Raw genomic sequence first — 23,676 nt, forward strand, 5'->3', positions numbered from 1 at the left:
GGATTTGAGTGACAACCATGCCAAAACGTACAGACATCAAAAGCATCCTGATTCTCGGCGCTGGCCCGATCGTGATCGGCCAGGCCTGCGAATTCGACTACTCCGGCGCCCAGGCTTGCAAAGCCCTGCGCGAGGAGGGGTTCCGCGTCATCCTGGTGAACTCCAACCCAGCCACCATCATGACCGACCCGGCCATGGCCGACGCCACCTACATCGAGCCGATCAAGTGGCAGTCGGTGGCCAAGATCATCGAGAAAGAGCGCCCTGACGCCGTCCTGCCGACCATGGGTGGCCAGACTGCGCTGAACTGCGCCCTGGATCTGGAGCGCCATGGCGTTCTGGAGAAGTTCGGCGTGGAAATGATCGGCGCCAATGCCGACACCATCGACAAGGCCGAAGACCGTTCGCGCTTTGACAAGGCCATGAAGGACATCGGCCTGGAGTGCCCGCGCTCCGGTATCGCCCACAGCATGGAAGAGGCCAATGCGGTGCTCGAGAAGCTTGGCTTCCCTTGCATCATTCGTCCGTCGTTCACCATGGGCGGCACTGGCGGCGGCATCGCCTATAACCGCGAAGAATTCGAAGAAATCTGCACCCGTGGCCTGGACCTGTCGCCGACCAAGGAACTGCTGATCGACGAGTCGCTGATCGGCTGGAAGGAATACGAGATGGAGGTGGTCCGCGACAAGAAGGACAACTGCATCATCGTCTGCTCCATCGAAAACTTCGACCCGATGGGCGTGCACACCGGCGACTCGATCACCGTCGCCCCGGCGCAGACCCTGACCGACAAGGAATACCAGATCATGCGCAACGCCTCCCTGGCGGTGCTGCGTGAAATCGGTGTCGAGACCGGCGGTTCCAACGTGCAGTTCGGCATTTGCCCGAACACCGGCCGCATGGTCGTCATCGAGATGAACCCGCGTGTGTCGCGCTCCTCGGCCCTGGCCTCGAAAGCTACCGGCTTCCCGATCGCCAAGATCGCCGCCAAGCTGGCCATCGGCTACACCCTGGACGAGCTGCAGAACGACATCACCGGTGGCCGCACCCCGGCTTCCTTCGAGCCGTCGATCGACTACGTGGTGACCAAGCTGCCACGCTTTGCTTTCGAGAAATTCCCGAAGGCCGACGCTCGCCTGACGACCCAGATGAAATCGGTCGGTGAAGTCATGGCCATCGGCCGTACTTTCCAGGAATCCTTGCAGAAAGCCCTGCGCGGCCTGGAAGTCGGCGCCTGCGGCCTCGACCCGAAAGTCGACCTGGCCAGCCCCGAGGCTGCCAGCATCCTCAAGCGCGAGCTGACCGTGCCGGGCGCCGAGCGCATCTGGTATGTGGCCGACGCCATGCGTTCGGGCATGACCTGCGAGCAGATCTTCGACCTGACCGGCATCGACATGTGGTTCCTGGTGCAGATGGAAGACCTGATCAAGGAAGAGGAAAAGGTCAAGACCCTGGCCCTCACCGCGATCGACAAGGACTGCATGCTGCGCCTCAAGCGCAAGGGCTTCTCGGACCAGCGTCTGGCCAAGCTGCTGGGCATCACCGACAAGACCCTGCGCCGTCACCGCCACAAGCTGGAAGTGTTCCCGGTGTACAAGCGCGTCGACACCTGCGCCGCCGAGTTCGCCACCGACACCGCCTACCTGTATTCCACCTACGAGGAGGAGTGCGAGGCGAACCCGTCGACCCGCGACAAGATCATGATCCTCGGCGGTGGCCCCAACCGCATCGGGCAGGGCATCGAGTTCGACTACTGCTGCGTGCACGCCGCCTTGGCGCTGCGTGACGACGGTTACGAGACCATCATGGTCAACTGCAACCCGGAAACCGTTTCCACCGACTACGACACCTCCGACCGTCTGTACTTCGAGCCGCTGACGCTGGAAGACGTGCTGGAAGTCTGCCGCGTCGAGAAGCCCAAGGGCGTGATCGTGCACTACGGCGGCCAGACCCCGCTCAAGCTTGCCCGCGCCCTGGAAGAAGCCGGCGTGCCGATCATCGGCACCAGCCCCGACGCCATCGACCGTGCCGAAGACCGTGAGCGCTTCCAGCAGATGGTGCAGCGCCTGAACCTGCTGCAGCCGCCAAACGCCACCGTGCGCAGCGAAGAAGAGGCCATCAGCGCCGCTGGCACCATCGGCTACCCGCTGGTCGTGCGTCCATCCTACGTCCTGGGTGGTCGTGCCATGGAGATCGTCTACGAACTGGACGAGCTCAAGCGCTACCTGCGCGAAGCCGTTCAGGTGTCCAACGACAGCCCGGTGCTGCTGGACCACTTCCTCAACTGCGCCATCGAGATGGACGTGGATGCGGTCTGCGACGGTACCGATGTGGTTATCGGCGCCATCATGCAGCACATCGAGCAGGCCGGCGTTCACTCCGGTGACTCGGCATGTTCGCTGCCACCTTACTCGCTGAGCAAGGAAGTGCAGGATGAAGTGCGTGTGCAGGTCAAGAAAATGGCCCTGGAGCTGGGCGTAGTTGGGCTGATGAACGTGCAACTGGCCCTGCAGGGCGACAAGATCTACGTGATCGAAGTCAACCCGCGTGCCTCGCGTACCGTACCGTTCGTGTCCAAGTGCATCGGCACGTCGCTGGCCATGATCGCCGCCCGCGTCATGGCAGGCAAAACCCTGAAGGAACTGGGCTTCACCCAGGAAATCATCCCCAACTTCTACAGCGTGAAGGAAGCCGTCTTCCCGTTCGCCAAGTTCCCAGGGGTTGACCCGATCCTCGGCCCTGAGATGAAATCGACCGGTGAAGTAATGGGTGTCGGTGACAGCTTCGGTGAAGCCTTCGCCAAGGCCCAGATGGGTGCCAGCGAAGTACTGCCGACCGGTGGCACTGCGTTCATCAGCGTGCGCGACGACGACAAGCCGCAAGTGGCCGGCGTTGCCCGCGACCTGATCGCCCTGGGCTTCGAAGTGGTGGCAACCGCAGGTACCGCCAAGGTCATCGAGGCGGCCGGCTTGAAGGTACGCCGCGTGAACAAGGTGACCGAAGGCCGTCCTCATGTGGTCGACATGATCAAGAACGACGAAGTGTCGTTGATCATCAACACAACCGAAGGCCGTCAGTCGATCGCCGATTCCTACTCGATTCGCCGCAATGCGCTGCAGCACAAGATCTACTGCACCACGACCATTGCGGCCGGTGAAGCCATCTGCGAGGCGCTGAAATTCGGTCCGGAAAAAACCGTTCGCCGCCTGCAGGATCTGCACGCAGGACTCAAAGCATGAGCATGACCAAATACCCGATGACCGTCCAGGGCGCTCGCGCCCTGGAAGAAGAACTGCTCTTTCTGAGCAAGACCGAGCGCCCGCGCCTGAGCCAAGCCATTGGTGAAGCGCGTGAGCTGGGCGACTTGAAGGAGAACGCCGAGTACCATGCCGCCCGCGAGGAGCAGGGCATGGTCGAGGCCCGTATCCGCGACATCGAAGGCCGTTTGCAGAACTCGGTCGTGATCGACGTGACCACCATTGCCCATACGGGCAAGGTCATTTTCGGCACTACCGTCGATCTGGAAAACACCGAGACGGGTGATCAGGTCACCTACCAGATCGTTGGCGAGGATGAAGCCGACGTGAAGAAAGGCAAGCTGTCCAGCAGTGCGCCGATCGCTCGCGCCATCATTGGCAAGGAAGAGGGTGACACCGTTGTCGTCAAGACGCCAAACGGTACGGTCGAGTACGAGATTGTCGAAGTCAAGCACATCTGACCGGCGCCTGCGGGCGCCTTCCCTCGAGGGGATCCTCTGGCAGCTGGCCCAGGTATTCTGGGTCGGTGGCCTGTGGGTGTTCCACGTGGGGTTGGTGCCTGCGTTGAAAGTCAGCGGCCTTGCGCCATTGCTTGTCCAGGACATTGCCGGGCAGATCGACCGTTGGTTGATCGGCGTGGCACTGCTCGGCTTGATCACCCAGCTGGCGGTATTGGCGAGGGTGGAAGGCCTGGCTGCCTGGTGGCGCCAGTTCCGTGGCCAGATGCTGTTGCTGGGCCTTGGGGCCTGCATCGGCTACTACACCTTGCGCTACGGGATCTCCGTGGGCGAGCGCTGGCAGATGTTCTGTTTCCTGGTGCTGGGCTTTTCCGGCATCGTGCTGGTCGCCCAGCCCGTTCCACTCAGGGCGCGACATTCGCGCCACTGAGCGGCGCCACCGTTACTTGTAACGGTGGACGTTGGACAGCTGCTTGTTCGGCTGAGGGTTCTTGCGGTAGATCAGCGCCTTCTTGCCGATGGTCTGAACCAGCTCGGCGCGGCCGGCCTTGCACAGCGCGGCAATGGTCTCGGCACGCTCTTCGCGGTCTTCGGAACGAATCTCGACCTTGATCAGCTCGTGGTCGGCCAATGCGCGTTCCAATTCGGCGACGACACCTTCATTCAAACCGTTGCCAGCAACGATCAGGACCGGCTTGAGGTCATGACCAATGGATTTGTATTGCTTCTTCTGCTCGTTATTGAGCGGCATAATCTGACCCTTTCCGTCTGATTCTGTAAAATTGACCGGCATTTTACCCGAGGGCCACCGGCTCCGCCCAGTCAATCACCACGCATATCATCGAGGTGCCCCGTGGTACAACGTTCCAAAAGCAGCGCAAACTGGCTGCGAGAGCATTTCAACGACCCTTTCGTCAAACAGGCGCAGAAGGACGGCTACCGCTCGCGAGCAAGCTACAAGCTGCTTGAGATCCAGGAAAAGGACCGCCTGATCCGTCCTGGCATGAGTGTCATCGACCTGGGCGCAGCGCCGGGCGGCTGGTCCCAGGTGACCAGTCGTCTGATTGGTGGTCAGGGTCGACTGATCGCCTCCGACATCCTGGAGATGGACTCAATCCCCGATGTCACCTTCATTCAGGGGGACTTCACCCAGGACGAGGTGCTACGGCAAATTCTCGAAGCCGTCGGCGATTCACACGTAGACCTTGTGATTTCGGACATGGCCCCCAATATGAGTGGTACGCCCGCGGTCGACATACCGCGAGCCATGTTCCTTTGCGAGCTGGCCCTGGATTTGGCAACCCGCGTGCTTCGGCCCGGCGGTGATTTCCTGATCAAGATCTTCCAGGGTGAAGGTTTCGATGTGTACCTCAAGGACGTGCGCACCAAGTTCGACAAGGTACAGATGCGCAAACCGTCTTCATCGCGGGATCGCTCCCGCGAGCAGTACCTGCTTGGCAAGGGGTTCAAGGGCGCGTGAACGGTACTAAGCGCAGCGGCCGATAGTTAATTCCAATCGGCCACGGCGTCAGGATCGTCCGAACTTCGTGTAGTCTGGATTTCACAAAGGGTTACAGACGGTGCCTGCGGTTGCGTGGGCAATGTAGTAAGTTAGGGCGATGAATATCATGCGAGGCACGGCTGCGTCGTGCGCCGGCCTCAGAGGGTAGCGAATTGAACGACATGGCAAAGAATCTGATCCTGTGGTTGATCATCGCAGCTGTCCTGGTGACGGTGATGAACAACTTCTCCAGCCCTAACGAGCCGCAGACCCTCAACTACTCCGACTTCATCCAGCAGGTCAAGGATGGCAAGGTCGAGCGAGTGACCGTCGACGGTTACATCATCACCGGCAAGCGCTCCGACGGCGACAGCTTCAAGACCGTGCGCCCGGCGATCACCGACAACGGCCTGATCGGCGACCTGGTGGACAACCACGTTACCGTCGAGGGCAAGCAGCCCGAGCAGCAGAGCATCTGGACCCAGTTGCTGGTTGCCAGCTTCCCGATCCTGGTCATCATTGCCGTGTTCATGTTCTTCATGCGCCAGATGCAAGGCGGGGCGGGTGGCAAGGGTGGCCCCATGAGCTTTGGCAAGAGCAAGGCGCGCCTGCTCTCCGAGGACCAGGTCAAGACCACCCTGGCTGACGTCGCCGGTTGCGACGAGGCCAAGGAAGAAGTGGGCGAGCTGGTCGAGTTCCTGCGCGACCCGGGCAAGTTCCAGCGCTTAGGCGGCCGCATTCCGCGCGGTGTGCTGATGGTGGGCCCGCCCGGTACCGGTAAGACCCTGCTGGCCAAGGCTATTGCAGGCGAGGCCAAGGTGCCGTTCTTCACCATTTCCGGGTCGGACTTCGTTGAAATGTTCGTCGGTGTCGGTGCCAGCCGTGTACGCGACATGTTCGAGCAGGCCAAGAAGCACGCCCCTTGCATCATCTTCATCGACGAGATCGACGCCGTCGGCCGTCACCGTGGTGCTGGCATGGGCGGGGGCCACGACGAGCGTGAGCAGACCCTCAACCAGTTGCTGGTAGAGATGGACGGCTTCGAGATGAACGATGGCATCATCGTCATCGCCGCGACCAACCGCCCTGACGTCCTCGACCCTGCGCTGCTGCGCCCCGGTCGCTTCGACCGTCAGGTCGTCGTTGGCCTGCCGGACATTCGGGGTCGTGAGCAGATTCTTAAAGTGCACATGCGCAAGGCGCCGATCGGCGACAACGTCAACCCGGCCGTCATCGCCCGTGGTACGCCGGGCTTCTCCGGTGCAGACCTTGCCAACCTGGTCAACGAAGCCGCGCTGTTCGCCGCTCGCGCCAACAAGCGCCTGGTCGACATGAAGGAGTTCGAGCTGGCCAAGGACAAGATCATGATGGGCGCTGAGCGCAAGACCATGGTCATGTCCGAAAAGGAAAAGCAGAACACGGCCTACCACGAAGCGGGTCACGCGATCGTCGGTCGCCTGGTGCCCGAGCACGATCCGGTCTACAAAGTGTCGATTATCCCGCGGGGTCGTGCACTGGGTGTGACCATGTTCCTGCCCGAAGAAGACCGCTACAGCCTGTCCAAGCGTGCGCTGATCAGCCAGATCTGCTCCCTCTACGGCGGTCGTATCGCCGAGGAGATGACCCTGGGCTTCGACGGCGTCACCACCGGCGCTTCCAACGACATCATGCGTGCCAGCCAGATCGCGCGGAACATGGTCACCAAGTGGGGCCTGTCCGAGAAGCTGGGCCCGCTGATGTATGCCGAAGAAGACGGCGAAGTGTTCCTGGGTCGTAGCGCAGGCAGCCAGCAGACCAGTGTTTCCGGTGAGACGGCCAAGCTGATCGACTCCGAAGTGCGCAGCATCATCGACCAGTGCTACGCCACTGCCAAGCAGCTGCTGACCGAGAACCGCGACAAGCTCGATGCAATGGCCGAAGCCTTGATGAAGTACGAAACCATCGACGCCGAGCAGATCGACGATATCATGGCCGGCCGTACGCCTCGCGAACCTCGCGATTGGGATGATGATTCGGCTTCCGGTACACCGGCTGCCCAGGGTGACCGCCCGGAATCGCCCATCGGTGGTCCAGCGGCTCAACACTAAGGGCACCTATGAGCTCAGTGCAGCACCCGACCCGATTGCCTTGCGGCAATCGGGTTCTTGATTTGTCGCGTACCCATGTCATGGGTATTCTCAATGTCACGCCCGATTCCTTCTCCGACGGTGGCCGCTTCAGTCAGCGCGACGAGGCTTTGCGCCACGCCGAGGCAATGGTGGCCGCAGGCGCCACGCTGATCGATGTGGGCGGGGAGTCCACCCGCCCGGGTGCGCGGCCCGTTTCGGTCACCGAAGAGCTTGAGCGCGTGGCGCCGATGGTCGAGGCCATCCACCGTCATCTCGATGTGGTGGTGTCGGTGGATACGTCCACGCCTGCCGTCATGCGCGAAGCCGCCCGCCTGGGCGCTGGCCTGATCAACGATGTGCGCGCCCTCGAGCGCGATGGGGCGCTGGATGCCGCTGCTGCAACCGGGCTGCCGGTGTGCCTGATGCACATGCGCGGCGAGCCGGGCACCATGCAGGACGACCCGCATTATGAGAATGTCACCCAGGACGTGGCGCGCTACCTCCAGCAGCGCATGGTGGCCTGTGCGAACGCGGGCATCGAGGCCGACCGCGTCGTGCTCGATCCAGGCTTCGGTTTCGCCAAGACCCTGGCCCACAATCTCAGCCTGTTCAAGCACCTCGAAGCGCTCCATCGCCTGGGGCGTCCGCTGCTGGTAGGCGTTTCCCGTAAAAGCATGATCGGCCTGACGCTCGAGCGTCCTGTGGATGAGCGTCTTTATGGCAGCCTGGCGCTCGCGGCGCTGGCCGTGACCAAGGGCGCAAGTATCCTGCGCGTGCATGATGTAGCGCAAACTGTTGACGTGGTCCGCATGATCGCCGCCGTTCAGCACGCCGAATAAGAACATTGGAGTCCCTATGAGCAGAAAATATTTTGGTACCGACGGCATTCGTGGCCGCGTCGGCGAATACCCGATCACCCCAGAGTTCATGCTCAAGCTTGGCTGGGCGGCTGGCATGGCGTTTCGCAAACAAGGCCATTGCCGCGTGCTGGTGGGCAAGGACACGCGGATCTCCGGCTACATGTTCGAATCCGCGCTCGAAGCTGGTCTTTCGGCCGCAGGGGCCGATGTGATGCTGCTGGGCCCGATGCCCACGCCTGCCATCGCCTACCTGACCCGCACCTTCCATGCCGAAGCCGGTATCGTCATCAGTGCCTCGCACAACCCGCACGATGACAATGGCATCAAATTCTTCTCGGGGCAGGGCACCAAGCTGCCGGACGAAGTGGAGCTGATGATCGAGGAACTGCTCGATCAGCCCATGACCGTCGTGGAGTCGAGCAAGCTGGGCAAGGTTTCGCGCATCAACGACGCAGCCGGTCGCTACATCGAGTTCTGCAAGAGCAGCGTGCCCAGCAGCACCAGCTTCGCCGGCCTCAAGCTGGTGGTCGACTGCGCCCATGGCGCCACGTACAAGGTGGCGCCCAGCGTGTTCCGTGAGTTGGGTGCCGATGTGACGGTGCTGCACGCCCAGCCAGATGGCCTGAACATCAACGAGGGCTGTGGTTCGACCCACATCGAGTCGCTGCAGGCCGCTGTGCTGGTCGGCCACGCAGACCTTGGCATCGCTTTCGACGGTGATGGCGACCGTGTGTTGATGGTCGATCACACCGGCGCGATCGTCGACGGTGACGAGCTGCTGTTCATCATCGCGCGCGACCTGCACGACCGCGGCAAGCTGCAAGGGGGCGTGGTGGGTACGCTCATGAGCAACCTGGGGCTGGAGCTTGCGCTCAAGGACCTGGATATCCCATTCGTGCGTGCCAAGGTCGGTGACCGCTACGTCATGGCCGAGCTGCTCGAGCGCGAGTGGCTGGTGGGTGGGGAGAATTCCGGCCACGTGGTGTGCTGCAACTACACCACCACGGGGGATGCGATCATCGCTGCGCTGCAGGTGCTGATGGCGCTCAAGCGCCGTGGCGAGACCCTGGCCCAGGCGCGCCAGGCGCTGCGCAAATGCCCGCAAGTGCTGATCAATGTGCGCTTCAGTGCAGGCGACGTGGACCCCCTCGAGCACCCGGACGTCAAGCAAGCCAGCGCGCAGGTCACAGAGGCCCTGGCAGGCCGTGGGCGGGTGTTGCTGCGTAAATCCGGGACCGAGCCGCTGTTGCGCGTCATGGTCGAAGGTGAGGATGAACACCAGGTGCGTCTGCATGCCGAAGCACTGGCAAAGCGCGTCGCAGAAGTTTGTGCCTGAAGCCGCTTGCCAGCGCGAATCTGGTTGGGTAAGATCTGCGCCCACTTTGACCGACGAGGTAAAGCATGCGTCGCCCTATGGTTGCTGGTAACTGGAAGATGCACGGTACCCGCGCCAGCGTCGCTGAGCTGACCGAGGGTTTGCGCAATCTTGCCCTGCCGAGCGGAGTGGAAGTCGCGGTATTCCCGCCAACCTTGTTCATCAACCAAGTGGTTGCCGAACTCGACGGCAAGGGTATTATCGTCGGCGCACAGAATTCTGCGGTAATGCCCGAACAGGGCGCGCTGACCGGTGAAGTTGCTCCGGAACAGCTGGTTGAAGCAGGTTGCAAGTTGGTGTTGATTGGCCATTCGGAACGTCGCCAGGTAATCGGCGAAGATGACGAAGTGCTGAATCGCAAGTTTGCAGCGGCTCAGGCCAAAGGTTTGAAGCCCGTGCTCTGTATTGGGGAAACCCTTGAAGAGCGCGAGGCCGGCAAAACGCTCGAAGTTGTTGGGCGTCAACTCAACAGTATCATCGAAGCTTTCGGTGTTAGTGTGTTTGCCAATGCGGTAATTGCCTATGAGCCTGTATGGGCCATCGGCACTGGCCTAACGGCCACGCCTCAGCAGGCCCAGGATGTGCACGCCGCCATCCGCGGCCAGCTGGCGGCAAAAGATGCTGAAGTGGCTGCGAAGGTGCAGTTGCTCTACGGCGGCAGCGTGAAGGCGGCCAATGCGGCCGAACTGTTCGGCATGCCGGATATCGATGGGGGTCTCATTGGTGGGGCTTCCCTGAACGCAGACGAATTCGGTGCAATTTGTCGCGCCGCAGGAAACTGAACAAATGCTGGAAACAGTCATCGTTGTTTTTCATCTGTTGGCAGCGCTTTCGCTGGTAGTGCTGGTACTGTTGCAACAGGGTAAGGGGGCGGAAGCCGGTGCATCTTTTGGTGCGGGTGCTTCCAATACCGTCTTCGGAAGTCAGGGCTCTGCCACCTTCCTAAGTAAATTCACTGCAATACTCGCTGCCACTTTCTTTTTGACAGCACTTGGGTTAGGATACTTCGCGAAGCAACAAGCTCACCAGCTTAGCCAAGCAGGTCTTCCAGATCCAGCCGTGCTAGAAGTGAAAGAGCAGCCAAAACCGGCCATCAATGATGATGTACCGGTGCTCCAAGAACAGAAGAGCGAAGCCACTCCTAATTCGGGTGATGTACCTCCTCCGGCAGAAGAGCAGAAGTAACGGGTTTCAAAGTAGTATTGCCGAGGTGGTGGAATTGGTAGACACGCAACCTTGAGGTGGTTGTGCCCATAGGGTGTAGGGGTTCGAGTCCCCTTCTCGGTACCATTTAAAGCTTGAGAGCCCGCCTTGGCGGGCTTTCTTGCAGGTGAAGGTTTGGATTTGACCCTCAAGTGGGTTCGGTCTTATACTTTCGCCCCAGCTTTGTCGCGGGGTGGAGCAGCTTGGTAGCTCGTCGGGCTCATAACCCGAAGGTCGTTGGTTCAAATCCAGCCCCCGCAACCAGCTTCAGCGAAGCCCCTTTTCAGGGGCTTTTTGCTAACCGAACAGTTCAGGCGTCGTTGTCCAACGGCGCTTTCAGGGATGGGCGCTTCGCCCATTTTTTATTTGCACAGCATGCACGAGGGGGTTCAGGTGTCGAGCAAGCTAGAACAGTTGCAGGCCTTGTTGGCCCCGGTTGTCGAGGGTCTGGGCTATCAATGCTGGGGGATCGAATTCGTTTCCCAGGGCAAGCATTCGGTATTGCGTATCTACATCGACAAGGAAGGCGGCATTCTGGTGGAGGACTGCGAAGCTGTCAGCCGTCAAGCCAGCGCCATCCTGGATGTCGAGGATCCGATCAGCAGCGAGTACACCCTCGAGGTGTCTTCTCCAGGCATGGATCGCCCACTGTTCACACTGGAACAGTTTGCCTCGCATGCCGGCGAACAAGTGAAGATCAAGCTGCGCTCACCCTTCGAGGGTCGTCGTAACTTCCAGGGCCTTCTCCGCGGTGTGGAGGAGCAGGATGTGGTGGTCCAGGTGGACGACCAGGAGTTCCTACTGCCGATCGATTCGATCGACAAGGCCAATATTATTCCCAGTTTTGACTGAGACGTGCCGGGCCCGACGGATTATCCGGGCCCAATGGCTTGCGCAAGGCGAGGCGTACGATGAGCAAAGAAGTACTGCTGGTTGTTGAATCGGTATCCAACGAAAAAGGTGTACCGCCCGGCGTCATTTTCGAAGCGCTGGAGGTGGCCCTGGCCACCGCAACCAAAAAACGTTTTGAAGACGAAGTCGACCTGCGTGTGGAAATCAACCGCCACACCGGTAGCTACGAGACTTTCCGTCGTTGGACCGTGGTCGATGAAGCCGACCTCGATGATCCGGCCATCGAAACCTGGCTGGACAAGATCAAGGACACGCATCCCGAAGCCAAGATTGGCGACGTGATCGAAGAAAAGATCGAATCCATCGAGTTCGGCCGCATCGCCGCGCAGACCGCCAAGCAGGTCATCGTGCAGAAGGTCCGTGAGGCCGAGCGTGCGCAGGTGGTCGATGCCTACCGTGAGCGTGTGGGCGAAATCATCTCCGGTACCGTCAAGAAGGTCACCCGCGACAACGTCATCGTCGACCTGGGCAACAATGCCGAGGCGTTGCTGGCCCGCGAAGACATCATTGCCCGCGAAACTTTCCGTGTGGGTGTGCGCCTGCGTGCACTGCTCAAGGAAATTCGCACCGAAAACCGTGGTCCTCAGCTGATCCTGTCGCGCACCGCGCCGCAGATGCTGATCGAGCTTTTCCGCATCGAAGTGCCGGAAATCGCTGAAGGCCTCATCGAAGTCATGGCCGCTTCCCGTGATCCGGGTTCGCGAGCCAAGATCGCCGTCCGCTCCAAGGACAAGCGCATCGACCCGCAAGGCGCCTGCATCGGCATGCGTGGGTCGCGCGTCCAGGCCGTATCCGGAGAGTTGGGTGGTGAGCGTGTGGATATCGTTCTCTGGGACGATAACCCGGCGCAGTTCGTCATCAACGCCATGTCGCCGGCTGAAGTCGCGGCGATCATCGTTGATGAAGATGCCCATGCCATGGACATCGCCGTCGCCGAAGACAACCTGGCTCAAGCCATTGGCCGTGGCGGTCAGAACGTTCGCCTGGCCAGTCAGTTGACTGGCTGGACCCTGAACGTGATGACCGAGAAGGACATCCAGGCCAAGCAGCAAGCCGAAACTGGCGACATCCTGCGCAATTTCATCGATGAACTGGAAGTCGACGAGGAGCTGGCCCAAGTGCTGGTCGACGAAGGCTTCACCAGCCTTGAAGAAATTGCCTACGTACCGTTGGAAGAAATGCTCAACATCGATGGCTTTGACGAAGATATCGTCAATGAGCTCCGCGCTCGAGCCAAGGACCGTTTGTTGACCAAGGCCATCGCTACCGAAGAAAAACTGGCAGACGCCCATCCGGCCGAAGACCTGCTCTCCCTTGAGGGCATGGACAAGGACCTGGCGGCGGAACTGGCGGTGCGCGGCGTGGTTAACCGCGAAGACCTGGCCGAGCAGTCGATCGACGACCTGCTCGACATCGACGGCATCGACGAAGAGCGTGCCGGCAAGTTGATCATGGCCGCCCGAGCCCACTGGTTCGAGTAATTAGGCGCGGCCTGAGGAGAGAAGTGCATGACGCAAGTCACGGTGAAAGAACTGGCCCAAGAGGTCGAGGCACCGGTAGAGCGCCTGCTGCAGCAGATGCGTGAGGCAGGTCTGCCGCACACCGACGCCGGTCAGGTAGTGACCGACAATGAGAAGCAGACCTTGCTGACTCATTTGAAGAGCAGCCACAAGAGCAAGGCGGAAGAACCGCGCAAGATTACCTTGCAGCGCAAAACCACCAGCACCCTGCGTGTCGCCGGTAGCAAGAGTATCAGCGTAGAAGTACGCAAGAAGAAAGTATTCGTGCAGCGCAGCCCGGAAGAAATCCAGGCTGAGCAGAAGCGTGAGCTCGAAGAGCGCCGTGCAGCTGAAAACGCTGCCCGCGACAAGGTTGACGCTGAAGTGCGTCAGCGCAACGAAGAGCAGGCGCGTCGCCAGGCTGCTGATGCCGCCGCTTCCGCTCCGGCTCCGGCTGCTAAGGCAGAACAGGCTTCTGCCCCTGCCGCTGCGCCGGTCGTAGCCAATGCGCCGACGTCGGAAGACGCTGCCGCCCGTGCGGCCGAGCGCAAGAAAGACGAGACCCGTCGCAACGAAAGCCGCACCCGTGATGACGACCGTCGTCGTGGCGAGGCGCCACGTGTGTCGATCAAGGTCAAGGTCAAGGAAAAGGAAAAGGCTCCGACGCCTCGTGCCGCGCCGCGTACCACCGACGAAGAGAGCGATGGCGCTCGTCGTGGTCGTGGTGGCAAGAGCAAGCTGAAGAAGCGTAACCAGCACGGCTTCCAGAACCCGACCGGTCCGGTCATTCGTGACGTGACCATCGGCGAGACCATCACCGTCTCCGAGCTTGCCAACCAGATGTCCGTCAAGGGCGCTGAAGTGGTCAAGTTCATGTTCAAGATGGGCACCCCGGTGACCATCAACCAGGTGCTCGATCAGGAAACCGCTCAGCTGATCGCCGAAGAGCTGGGCCACAAGGTCACGCTGATCAGCGATTCCGCCCTGGAAGACTCCCTGGCCGAATCCCTGAAGTTCGAAGGCCAGACCGAGTCCCGTGCGCCGGTCGTCACTGTCATGGGTCACGTCGACCATGGCAAGACCTCGCTGCTCGACTACATCCGTCGTGCCAAGGTTGCTGCTGGCGAAGCCGGTGGTATCACCCAGCACATCGGTGCCTACCACGTGGAAACCGACCGCGGCATGGTCACCTTCCTCGACACCCCTGGCCACGCTGCGTTTACCCAGATGCGTGCCCGTGGTGCCAAGGCGACCGACATCGTCATCCTGGTGGTGGCGGCGGACGACGGCGTGATGCCACAAACCCGCGAAGCCGTTCAGCATGCCAAGGCAGCTGGCGTACCGCTGGTGGTTGCGGTCAACAAGATCGACAAGCCTGGTGCTGACCTTGATCGCATCCGTAACGAGCTGTCCGTCGAAGGCGTGACCTCCGAGGACTGGGGTGGTGACACGCCATTCGTCAAGGTTTCGGCCAAGATGGGTACCGGCGTGGACGAGCTGCTCGAAGCGGTGCTGCTGCAGGCCGAGATCCTCGAGTTGACCGCTACGCCGACCGCCCCAGGGCGCGGTGTGGTCGTCGAATCGCGTCTGGACAAGGGCCGCGGCCCAGTCGCTACCATCCTGGTTCAGGACGGTACGCTGCGTCAGGGCGACATGGTGCTGTGCGGCTCCAACTATGGCCGCGTTCGCGCCATGCTGGACGAGAACGGCAAGCCTGTGAAGGAAGCTGGCCCGTCCATCCCGGTCGAAATCCTTGGCCTGGACGGCACACCGGAAGCCGGCGACGAGCTGTCGGTAGTGGCTGACGAGAAGAAAGCCCGCGAAGTTGCCATGTTCCGTCAAGGCAAGTATCGCGAGGTCAAGCTGGCCCGTGCTCACGCAGGCAAGCTGGAAAACATCTTCGAGACCATGGGTCAGGAAGAGAAGAAAACGCTCAACATCGTTCTCAAGACCGATGTGCGCGGTTCTCTCGAAGCGCTGCAGGGTTCGCTCGGCGGCCTGGGCAACGACGAAGTGCAGGTCCGTGTCATTGGTGGCGGCGTAGGTGGTATCACCGAGAGCGATGCCAACCTGGCGCTGGCTTCGAACGCAGTACTGTTCGGCTTCAACGTGCGTGCCGATGCCGGTGCGCGCAAGATCGTCGAGCAGGAAGGTCTGGATATGCGTTACTACAACGTGATCTACGACATCATCGAAGACGTCAAGAAAGCCCTGACCGGCATGCTCGGCAGCGATGTTCGCGAGAACATCCTGGGCGTCGCCGAAGTGCGTGACGTGTTCCGTTCGCCGAAGTTCGGCGCCATCGCTGGCTGTATGGTCATCGAAGGTACCGTCTACCGTAACCGTCCGATCCGCGTACTGCGCGACGACGTGGTCATCTTCGAGGGCGAGCTGGAATCGCTGCGCCGCTTCAAGGACGATGCCGCCGAAGTGCGTAACGGCATGGAGTGTGGTATCGGCGTGAAGAGCTACAACGACGTCAAGGTCGGCGACAAGATCGAAGTGTTCGAGAAAGTCCAGGTGGCTCGTACCCTCTAAGGGTGAGCAGGTTGCAAGCGCCTTGGCGGGCGCTTTGCAGCACCTCTTCAGGCAGCGCCCGGTCAGGCATCGTTCTGACCGGGCGTTTGCCGCTTTACGTTACAGGTAACAAGAATGGCCAAAGAATATAGCCGTACCCAACGCATTGGCGATCAGATGCAGCGCGAGCTGGCTGAGCTGATCCGTCGTGAAGTCAAGGATCCGCGTGTCGGTCTGGTCACCATCACTGCCGTGGATGTGAGCCGCGACCTGGGCCATGCCAAGGTGTTCATCACCGTGATGGGTGAAGAAACCCCCGATGCCGTGCAGCAGTCGCTCAAGGCCCTGAACAGCGCCGCCAGCTTCCTGCGCCTGCACCTGGGTCGCTCCATGCAGCTGCGCAGCGTGCCGCAACTGCATTTCCACTTCGACGAAAGCGTCAGCCGTGGCGTGCACCTGTCGGCATTGATCGAGCGTGCAGTGGCCGAAGACCGCCTGCACAAGGATGCCGACGAGTCTGGCACCAAGGAGTAATCGGTGGCCCAGGTCAAACGCATTCGCCGCAATGTCAGCGGCATCATCCTGCTGGACAAGCCCTTGGGCTTCACCTCCAACGCTGCCTTGCAAAAGGTGCGCTGGTTGCTCAATGCAGAGAAGGCCGGTCACACCGGTAGCCTCGACCCGCTGGCCACTGGCGTCTTGCCGCTGTGCTTCGGCGAGGCCACCAAGTTTTCGCAATACCTGCTCGACTCCGACAAGGGTTACGAGACGGTCATGCAACTGGGCCAGACGACCAACACCGGCGACGCCGAGGGCGAGGTGCTGCGCACCCGCGAGGTGACCGTTGGTCGCGCCGAACTGGAAGCCGCATTGCCCGGTTTTCGTGGCCCGATCAGCCAGATACCGCCCATGTACTCGGCTCTCAAGCGTGACGGTCAGCCGTTGTACAAGCTGGCGCGTGCAGGAGAGGTAGTGGAGCGCGAGGCGCGTTCTGTTACTATTAGCCGTCTTGAACTGCTCGAGTGCGAAGGCACCCGTGCACGCTTGAGCGTTGGCTGCAGCAAAGGCACCTATATTCGTACCCTGGTGGAGGATATCGGTGAAGTGCTGGGCTGCGGTGCGTATGTCGCAGAGCTGCGCAGGACGCAGGCCGGGCCTTTCGCGCTGGCACAGACCGTCACCCTCGAGGCACTCGAGCAGGCCCACGCCGAAGGCGGCAACGAAGCGCTCGATCGTTTCCTCATGCCGTCGGACAGCGGGCTGCAGGATTGGCCGATGGTGAGTCTGTCCGAGCACAGCGCGTTCTACTGGCTGCATGGGCAGGCAGTGCGTGCACCGGACGCGCCGCAATTCGGCATGGTTCGTGTACAGGATCACAATGCCCGCTTCATCGGTATCGGTGAGGTGAGCGAAGACGGGCGGATCGCGCCACGTCGACTGATTCGGTCGGAATGACCGAAACCATGGGCCCAGGCAGGTGCCGAGGTCCGTGGAGCAGAGGGTGGCTGTCAGTAGGCACGGTCACACCTCTTTCTATTGATACAGGGATAAGTCCCTGGCCTATTGGAACCCGTTCGCGGGGTCCGTTTAATCAGGAGAAGCCTCATGGCCCTCAGCGTTGAAGAAAAAGCTAAGATCGTTGCCGAACACCAGCAAGCCGCCGGCGACACCGGTAGCCCGGAAGTACAGGTTGCTCTGCTGACCGCCAACATCAACAAGCTGCAAGGCCACTTCAAGGCCAACGACAAAGACCACCACTCCCGTCGTGGTCTGATTCGCATGGTCAACCAGCGTCGTAAGCTGCTGGACTACCTGAAGGGCAAAGACACCACCCGTTACAGCGCGCTGATCGCTCGCCTGGGCCTGCGTCGCTAATAGCGGCCTGGTTGGTGGTGTGCATGGCGTGCCGCTGGCTTCGACAGGGCTGTTTCACAGCCTTGTCGTGGGGCACGCCACGCATGACTTCGAGGCTGGCAGCCTGGTAACTCGAGCGGTTTTTCGCTCGGTTCCAGGCTCCCGGCCTCGAGTTGTATCTGGACGGTAGACAGGGCCGATTCCCTGCACTGCCCAAGCATTCGCAAGAAAACAGTTCCCCCAAGAGCCACTGAAGAAGGTAGGAAACCGTGAACCCGGTAATCAAGACATTCCAGTTCGGTCAATCGACCGTTACTCTCGAAACGGGCCGCATTGCCCGTCAGGCAACCGGCGCCGTGCTGGTCACCGTCGACAACGACGTCACCGTGCTGGTGACCGTGGTCGGTGCCAAGCAAGCTGATCCAGGCAAGGGCTTCTTCCCGCTGTCGGTTCACTACCAGGAAAAAACCTACGCTGCCGGCAAGATCCCCGGTGGTTTCTTCAAGCGTGAAGGCCGTCCTTCCGAGAAAGAAACCCTGACCTCGCGCCTGATCGACCGTCCGATCCGTCCGCTGTTCCCTGAAGGGTTCATGAACGAAGTGCAGGTCGTCTGCACCGTGGTTTCCACCAGCAAGAAGACCGACCCCGATGTCGCCGCGATGATCGGTACCTCGGCGGCTCTGGCCATCTCCGGCATTCCATTCGAAGGCCCGATTGGCGCGGCACGCGTTGCCTTCCACGAAAGCACCGGCTACCTGCTGAACCCAACGTACGAGCAACTGGCGGCTTCTAGCCTGGACATGGTTGTCGCCGGTACCGAAACCGCCGTGTTGATGGTTGAATCGGAAGCCAAAGAGCTCACCGAAGACCAGATGCTGGGCGCCGTGCTGTTCGCCCACGATGAGTTCCAGGCCGTCATCCAGGCCGTCAAGGAACTGGCTGCCGAAGCCGGCAAGCCAACGTGGGACTGGCAGCCCGCCGCCGCCAACACCGAGCTGATGAACCTGGTACGCGCCGAGTTCGGCGAGCAGGTTTCACAGGCCTACACCATCACCCAGAAAGCGGACCGCTACACCCGCCTGGGCCAGCTGCGCGATGAAGCCATCGCCCGCCTGAGCAACGAAGAAGCCGGCCCGACCGCTGGCCAGATCAAGGAAATCTTCGGCGAGCTGGAATACCGCACCGTGCGCGAGAACATCGTGAACGGCAAGCCGCGCATCGACGGCCGTGACACCCGCACCGTGCGCCCGCTGAACATCGAAGTCGGTGTTCTGCCCAAAACCCACGGCTCGGCATTGTTCACCCGTGGCGAAACCCAGGCGCTGGTCGTTGCCACCCTCGGTACTGCCCGTGACGCACAGTTGCTGGACACCCTGGAAGGCGAAAAGAAAGACCCCTTCATGCTGCACTACAACTTCCCACCGTTCTCGGTCGGTGAGTGTGGTCGCATGGGCGGCGCTGGCCGTCGTGAAATCGGCCACGGTCGTCTGGCGCGTCGCGGCGTGCAGGCGATGCTGCCAAGCGACAGCGAGTTCCCGTACACTATCCGTGTCGTCTCGGAAATCACCGAGTCCAACGGTTCCAGCTCCATGGCTTCGGTCTGCGGTGCCTCGCTGGCCCTGATGGATGCCGGTGTACCGATGAAAGCACCGGTTGCCGGTATCGCTATGGGTCTGGTCAAGGAAGGCGAGAAGTTTGCCGTTCTGACCGACATCCTGGGTGACGAAGACCACCTTGGCGACATGGACTTCAAGGTAGCCGGTACCGCCAAGGGCGTCACCGCCCTGCAGATGGACATCAAGATCAACGGCATCACCGAAGAGATCATGGAAATCGCCCTGGGCCAGGCCCTGGAAGCGCGCCTGAACATCCTCGGCCAGATGAACCAGATCATTGCCCAGTCGCGTACCGAGCTGTCGGCCAACGCGCCGACCATGATCGCCATGAAAATCGACTCGGACAAGATCCGCGACGTGATCGGCAAGGGCGGCGCCACCATTCGCGCCATCTGCGAAGAGACCAAGGCTTCGATCGATATCGAAGATGACGGCTCGATCAAGATCTTCGGCGAAACCAAGGAAGCGGCAGACGCTGCCAAGCAGCGCATCCTGGGCATCACTGCCGAGGCCGAGATTGGCAAGATCTACGTGGGCAAGGTCGAGCGTATTGTCGACTTCGGCGCCTTCGTCAACATCCTGCCTGGCAAGGATGGCCTGGTGCACATCTCCATGCTGAGCGATGCGCGCGTCGAGAAAGTCACCGACATCCTCAAGGAAGGTCAGGAAGTTGAAGTGCTGGTACTGGACGTGGATAACCGCGGCCGTATCAAGCTGTCCATCAAGGACGTCGCGGCTGCGAAGGCTTCTGGCGTCTGATCGCCTAGCGCTTCACAAAGGGCTCCCGCGGGAGCCCTTTTTTTTGGATCTATACTGGGCTGTGCCCGTGTAAATACAAAAACAGACACGGAACTTTTAGCGGACTTGCATCTTGCATGCAGGTTTATCGCGCAGGTTGCAGAATGCACGAGTCGTGAATGATGCGATGATACGTAAGTCATTGATTTAAAAGGAATCAAGCGAAGCGTAAAACCTGGCACAAGCCATGCAACTACCTGTTTACCTGCCGCCAGACACATGGCGCAGACCTTTCGAAAAACAGGAGTGACTCACATGAAGAAGTTCGCCATTGCTGCCGCTACTGCTACCGCTCTGACCCTGACCATGGCCAACGCCGCTTTCGCAGCCCAGGCCACCCAGGCTCCGGTAATGCTGGCTGCCAACACTATGGATGACGCTAAGCAAGAAGGCTCTGACACCTGGATCACCACCAAGGTCAAAGCGGATCTGCTGACCGAGAAAGGCGTACCAGGCAGCGACATCAAAGTAGAAACCAGCCACGGCGTAGTCTCTCTGTCCTCGGACGTCAAAGTGACCGAGTCGCAAAAAGAAGTGGCCGTGCGCGTTGCCAAGAACATCAAAGGCGTCAAGAGCGTAATGGCTGACGGCCTGAAAGCTGAATAAGGATCGTCCTGTCGGCCAAATGGATTTGGCCAGCTACAACAAAAGCCCCGGCCTGTGCCGGGGCTTTTTCGTGGAAGCTTTCATTGAGCCGCATAGGCTTGGCATCAAGCCTTAGGAGTCACGATCAGTCGGCATCCAGGTGCATTGGCGTGACAACGCGGCCATCTTTTTCGGGCTGCCCCAGGTGGGTGTCGATGAAGTACACCCTATCGTCTTCAAGCTTGGCTTTGTCCACCAGGTAATCCTTGATACTGCTGGCCCGCTCCTGCCCCAGAGTGCGTAACAGAGCCGTGCTTTCGGCCCAGAACTTGAGCACGGCGTTGCGAAGGTTGGCAGTGCGCGCGTCGCGGTCAAGCTGCTCCCATTCGGCAGGCGGTTGCTGCTTGAGGCGGCTGCGGTAAATGCCTTCGAGCATCGCTGGCTTGTCGGCCTCGTCGACCACCATCAGGGACGCACTGGCCGGTACCTTGTCACCGCGCCGCTGCAGAATCTTGTACCAGGTGGCCTGATATTCCCGCTCCAGACGCTGTTGGGCAAGAATGGGGCCGTCGCTTGCCTGAGCGCTGGTGCCTTCGATTTCCAGGCGCAGTTCCGGCCGCTTTCTCAGCCCTTCGGCAAGTTTATCCAAGGATGCTTGGGCATCGCCTGCCAGCTCGCTGGACCCGGGTGCAAAGGCCACAGTGCCCAAGTCTTCGGCGCCGCCTCCGGCAACAAGGCCACCGATGAGCTTGAACGGTGCCTGCGCGGCGCGCAGCACCAGGTTGCGCAAGGTTTGCCACACGATCGGCATCACGCTGAACTGCGGGTTGTTCAGATCGCCCGCAACGGGCAACTCGATGGAAATCTTGCCGTGAGTGTCTTTGAGCAGCGCCACTGCGAGGCGAATCGGCAGATCGACCGCGTCCGGGCTGTCCACTTTCTCCCCAAGTTGCAACTGCTCAACGACCACCTTGTTCTCGGCTTTGAGTTGGCCCTTGGTGATCAGGTAGTGCAGGTCCAGGTTCAGCCGGCCTTTGCGGATGCGGTAGCCGGCAAACTTGCCCGAGTAGGGCGTCAGGGTGGTCAGTTCGACGCGTTTGAACACGGCGGCGATATCCAGGCTCGCGAGTGGGTCGAATGGGTTGAGGCCACCTTTGATAGTGACGGGTGCGTACCGGTCGACCTTGCCTTGCACATCCACCTGGGCAGGGAGGGGCTTGCGGTTATCGATGGTCCCCACCTGGCCGTTGAGCTGTTGCACGGCCGTGGCGAAATTGGGCGTGAGCGACAGGTCGGCGAAGTTGGCCGAACCGTCCTTGATCACGATCTGGCCAATGTGGATACCGAGCGGCTTTTCCTCGGTGGCGCTTGCAGGCTGGGGCTGGGCCTTGGAAGGGGCATCGTTTGGCTGTGGGATCAACAGGTCATTGATGTTGGTAGTACGGTCTTCGTTGATGATGAAGCGTGCATAAGGCTGTTGCAGTGTCACCTTGTCGATCGACAGGGCATCGCCATGCACATACGTCAGGCCATCGAGGTTGACCTGCTGCCATTTGACGAAGTCCCGGCTCTTGATGGTGTCGAGGGTATGCAACTGATTCACCTGCGCTTTGCCGCTTACCGTCAAGGCCAACGGCGAGGTGCTTTTCAGGTCCACCTTCAGGTCGCTGTCGAGCATACCGCTGCGCAGCTCCAACAGAATGAAGGGGCTGATGTAGGCTTGGGCTAACCGCAGGTCGATGTCCCGGGTGCCGACATCCAGCTTGGCCCACACCGGCGCCAGGTTGACCTGGCCCTGGCCCTGCAGGGTGCCTTGCTTGCCGATGCCGGTGTCGAACTTGACCGTGAAGGGCTTCTGGTTGAGGCTGTCGAAGCCCTTCAAGTCAGCGTTCAAGGGGCCTACGTCCAGGGTGACCGGTTCTTTTTGCGTGCGGTCTGCCAGGTGAACACGGTAGTTCCTGAGCTGGACATCATTAAGCAACACCTGCCAGGGCTTGCTTGGGGCCGCTGGCGTCTGCGGTGCAGCTGAAGCCCCTGCAGTGGGCGGCTCGGCCTTTTCAGCTGGTGTTGGCTTGCCAGGCTCGCCGGCAAACAGCACCTGCCAATCGAGCTGACCGTCCTTCTCCAGCGCTGCCCAGGTTTCCAGTTTTTCACTGCGTACCTTGCCGATCGTGACCTGCTGCTTGACCAGGTCGACGGAGGCATCACTCAACTCCAGATTGGCGAGCCTTGCCAACGGACGACCATCCGGAGCCTTGATGGCAAAGGGCGCCACCCGCACCGAGGCTTTTTCCAGACGCAGTTCGGTCTTATCTGCCAGGTTGAGCCGATAATGCGTGCTCAGGCTGAGCTTGCCGTCTTCCAGCACCAAGGGCACCGCATCGCGCACATAGGGCCAGAACAGCTTCATCTTGCTGTCGGTGACCTTGAGCGTGCCTTCGGACGCGATAGGCGCTAGGCTCAACGTGCCCTGCCAGTCGATGCGCCCACCGTTGGGACCGTTGGCCACCATGGTCATGTCGGCATTGTCATTGGCGAGGGTGCTGAGGTTCTTCAATTCCAGGCCAAGGTTGTCGTAGAGAAACTCGATCGGCTCGCTGGGACGCAGGTCTTCGAAACGCACGAAACCCTGCTCAAGCTTGATGCTGCCGATACGCAGCGGGAAAGGATCGCCTGGGGGTGTATCAGGCTCGCTTTTGCTGGCAGGCAGTTGGAAAAGGCGAGCGAGGTTGAGCGTGCCATCTTTGGCAAATAGCACTTCGGTGCGTGGTTTGACCAACTCGAGGGCGTCAAGGTGCAGCGCGCCGGTCCATAGGCTGTCCAGCGACAGGTTGGCGTACAGTTTTTCGAAGCCAACCTGCTCTTTACCGGGCTCGCCGATCTGCAAGCCCCACAAGGTCAACTCAAGGCTGAAGGGGTTGAACTCGGCTCGTTGCAGGTGGGCCGGCACCGTGGCGTAGTGGGCGAGCTGCTGGTTGGCGATACGCAGCGCGACGCCCGGAAGAATGAAAAAGCCAAGCAGGCTGTACAGGGCGAGCAACGCCAGCAGTGCGCCGATGGCGCGAGTCAGTCCTTTGTACATGAATCGCTTCGTCTGTCCGGGCCGGGATGCCTTGGAGTATGGCACGTTAAA

19 protein-coding genes and 2 tRNA genes are annotated in these 23,676 nt (G+C 60.7%); 19 read left to right on the plus strand and 2 right to left on the minus strand.

The window, feature by feature from the left end; all coding sequences use genetic code 11:
* Nucleotides 1-17: 17 nt before the first annotated feature.
* Genes carB through NMB38_RS03300 form a run of 3 tightly spaced genes read left to right on the plus strand, consistent with a single transcriptional unit; the run spans nt 18 to nt 4,145 of the window.
* Complete coding sequence (gene carB, locus NMB38_RS03290) at nt 18-3,239, plus strand: carbamoyl-phosphate synthase large subunit (protein ID WP_027915418.1); 3,222 nt, start codon at nt 18-20, stop codon at nt 3,237-3,239.
* Nucleotides 3,236-3,718 (plus strand): transcription elongation factor GreA, encoded by a 483-nt coding sequence (gene greA / locus NMB38_RS03295; RefSeq protein ID WP_173645884.1) that lies wholly within the window; start codon nt 3,236-3,238, stop codon nt 3,716-3,718. Before carB ends, greA begins: the two co-directional genes overlap by 4 nt.
* The gene (locus NMB38_RS03300) at nt 3,696-4,145 is read left to right on the plus strand and encodes an MFS transporter (protein ID WP_080992917.1); all 450 of its coding nucleotides are present in this window, start codon (nt 3,696-3,698) and stop codon (nt 4,143-4,145) included. Before greA ends, NMB38_RS03300 begins: the two co-directional genes overlap by 23 nt.
* Before the next feature lie 12 nt (nt 4,146-4,157).
* Here NMB38_RS03300 and yhbY read toward each other — a convergent pair whose 3' ends face one another.
* Nucleotides 4,158-4,466, minus strand: coding sequence for a ribosome assembly RNA-binding protein YhbY (gene yhbY / locus NMB38_RS03305; protein ID WP_023533185.1), 309 nt, complete (start codon nt 4,464-4,466; stop codon nt 4,158-4,160).
* Nucleotides 4,467-4,568: 102 nt separating this feature from the next.
* Between yhbY and rlmE the strand changes: the two genes are divergently transcribed.
* The 16 genes from rlmE (at nt 4,569) to NMB38_RS03385 (ending at nt 20,564) form a co-directional block, all read left to right on the plus strand.
* Nucleotides 4,569-5,195 carry a 23S rRNA (uridine(2552)-2'-O)-methyltransferase RlmE gene (rlmE, locus tag NMB38_RS03310; protein WP_027915415.1) on the plus strand — a complete coding sequence of 209 codons (627 nt, stop codon included), beginning with the start codon at nt 4,569-4,571 and terminating at the stop codon, nt 5,193-5,195.
* 203 nt (nt 5,196-5,398) lie between these two features.
* Nucleotides 5,399-7,303 (plus strand): ATP-dependent zinc metalloprotease FtsH, encoded by a 1,905-nt coding sequence (ftsH, locus tag NMB38_RS03315; RefSeq protein ID WP_027915414.1) that lies wholly within the window; start codon nt 5,399-5,401, stop codon nt 7,301-7,303.
* 8 nt (nt 7,304-7,311) lie between these two features.
* Nucleotides 7,312-8,163, plus strand: a complete 852-nt coding sequence (gene folP, locus NMB38_RS03320; protein WP_490805832.1) for a dihydropteroate synthase — start codon at nt 7,312-7,314, stop codon at nt 8,161-8,163.
* A gap of 16 nt (nt 8,164-8,179) precedes the next feature.
* Nucleotides 8,180-9,520, plus strand: a complete 1,341-nt coding sequence (gene glmM, locus NMB38_RS03325; RefSeq protein WP_027915412.1) for a phosphoglucosamine mutase — start codon at nt 8,180-8,182, stop codon at nt 9,518-9,520.
* A 65-nt stretch (nt 9,521-9,585) separates the two neighbouring features.
* A complete protein-coding gene (tpiA, locus tag NMB38_RS03330) occupies nt 9,586-10,341 on the plus strand; it encodes a triose-phosphate isomerase (protein ID WP_027915411.1) in 756 nt (251 codons plus the stop codon).
* Nucleotides 10,342-10,345: 4 nt separating this feature from the next.
* Nucleotides 10,346-10,744: a preprotein translocase subunit SecG gene (gene secG, locus NMB38_RS03335; RefSeq protein WP_027915410.1), complete on the plus strand. Its 399-nt coding sequence runs from the start codon at nt 10,346-10,348 to the stop codon at nt 10,742-10,744.
* 19 nt (nt 10,745-10,763) lie between these two features.
* Nucleotides 10,764-10,849: transfer RNA gene (locus NMB38_RS03340), tRNA-Leu, on the plus strand.
* Nucleotides 10,850-10,949: 100 nt separating this feature from the next.
* A tRNA-Met gene (locus NMB38_RS03345) sits at nt 10,950-11,026 on the plus strand.
* Between the two features lie 129 nt (nt 11,027-11,155).
* Complete coding sequence (rimP, locus tag NMB38_RS03350; protein ID WP_027915409.1) at nt 11,156-11,614, plus strand: ribosome maturation factor RimP; 459 nt, start codon at nt 11,156-11,158, stop codon at nt 11,612-11,614.
* Between the two features lie 59 nt (nt 11,615-11,673).
* The gene (gene nusA, locus NMB38_RS03355; RefSeq protein ID WP_023533184.1) at nt 11,674-13,155 is read left to right on the plus strand and encodes a transcription termination factor NusA; all 1,482 of its coding nucleotides are present in this window, start codon (nt 11,674-11,676) and stop codon (nt 13,153-13,155) included.
* Nucleotides 13,156-13,182: 27 nt separating this feature from the next.
* Nucleotides 13,183-15,711 (plus strand): translation initiation factor IF-2, encoded by a 2,529-nt coding sequence (gene infB / locus NMB38_RS03360; protein ID WP_027915408.1) that lies wholly within the window; start codon nt 13,183-13,185, stop codon nt 15,709-15,711.
* A gap of 114 nt (nt 15,712-15,825) precedes the next feature.
* The gene (gene rbfA / locus NMB38_RS03365) at nt 15,826-16,224 is read left to right on the plus strand and encodes a 30S ribosome-binding factor RbfA (RefSeq protein ID WP_012274243.1); all 399 of its coding nucleotides are present in this window, start codon (nt 15,826-15,828) and stop codon (nt 16,222-16,224) included.
* A 3-nt stretch (nt 16,225-16,227) separates the two neighbouring features.
* Nucleotides 16,228-17,145, plus strand: a complete 918-nt coding sequence (gene truB / locus NMB38_RS03370) for a tRNA pseudouridine(55) synthase TruB (RefSeq protein ID WP_049696582.1) — start codon at nt 16,228-16,230, stop codon at nt 17,143-17,145.
* Nucleotides 17,146-17,295: 150 nt separating this feature from the next.
* The gene (gene rpsO / locus NMB38_RS03375; RefSeq protein ID WP_023533188.1) at nt 17,296-17,565 is read left to right on the plus strand and encodes a 30S ribosomal protein S15; all 270 of its coding nucleotides are present in this window, start codon (nt 17,296-17,298) and stop codon (nt 17,563-17,565) included.
* A gap of 248 nt (nt 17,566-17,813) precedes the next feature.
* Nucleotides 17,814-19,919 carry a polyribonucleotide nucleotidyltransferase gene (gene pnp / locus NMB38_RS03380; protein ID WP_023533183.1) on the plus strand — a complete coding sequence of 702 codons (2,106 nt, stop codon included), beginning with the start codon at nt 17,814-17,816 and terminating at the stop codon, nt 19,917-19,919.
* 294 nt (nt 19,920-20,213) lie between these two features.
* The gene (locus NMB38_RS03385; RefSeq protein WP_027915406.1) at nt 20,214-20,564 is read left to right on the plus strand and encodes a BON domain-containing protein; all 351 of its coding nucleotides are present in this window, start codon (nt 20,214-20,216) and stop codon (nt 20,562-20,564) included.
* 124 nt (nt 20,565-20,688) lie between these two features.
* Here the strand turns inward: NMB38_RS03385 and NMB38_RS03390 are convergent, their stop codons facing one another.
* Nucleotides 20,689-23,625, minus strand: coding sequence for a DUF748 domain-containing protein (locus NMB38_RS03390; RefSeq protein WP_242810097.1), 2,937 nt, complete (start codon nt 23,623-23,625; stop codon nt 20,689-20,691).
* Between the last annotated feature and the right edge of the window lie 51 nt (nt 23,626-23,676).

It is taken from the genome of Pseudomonas sp. FBCC-B35, assembly GCF_059133755.1.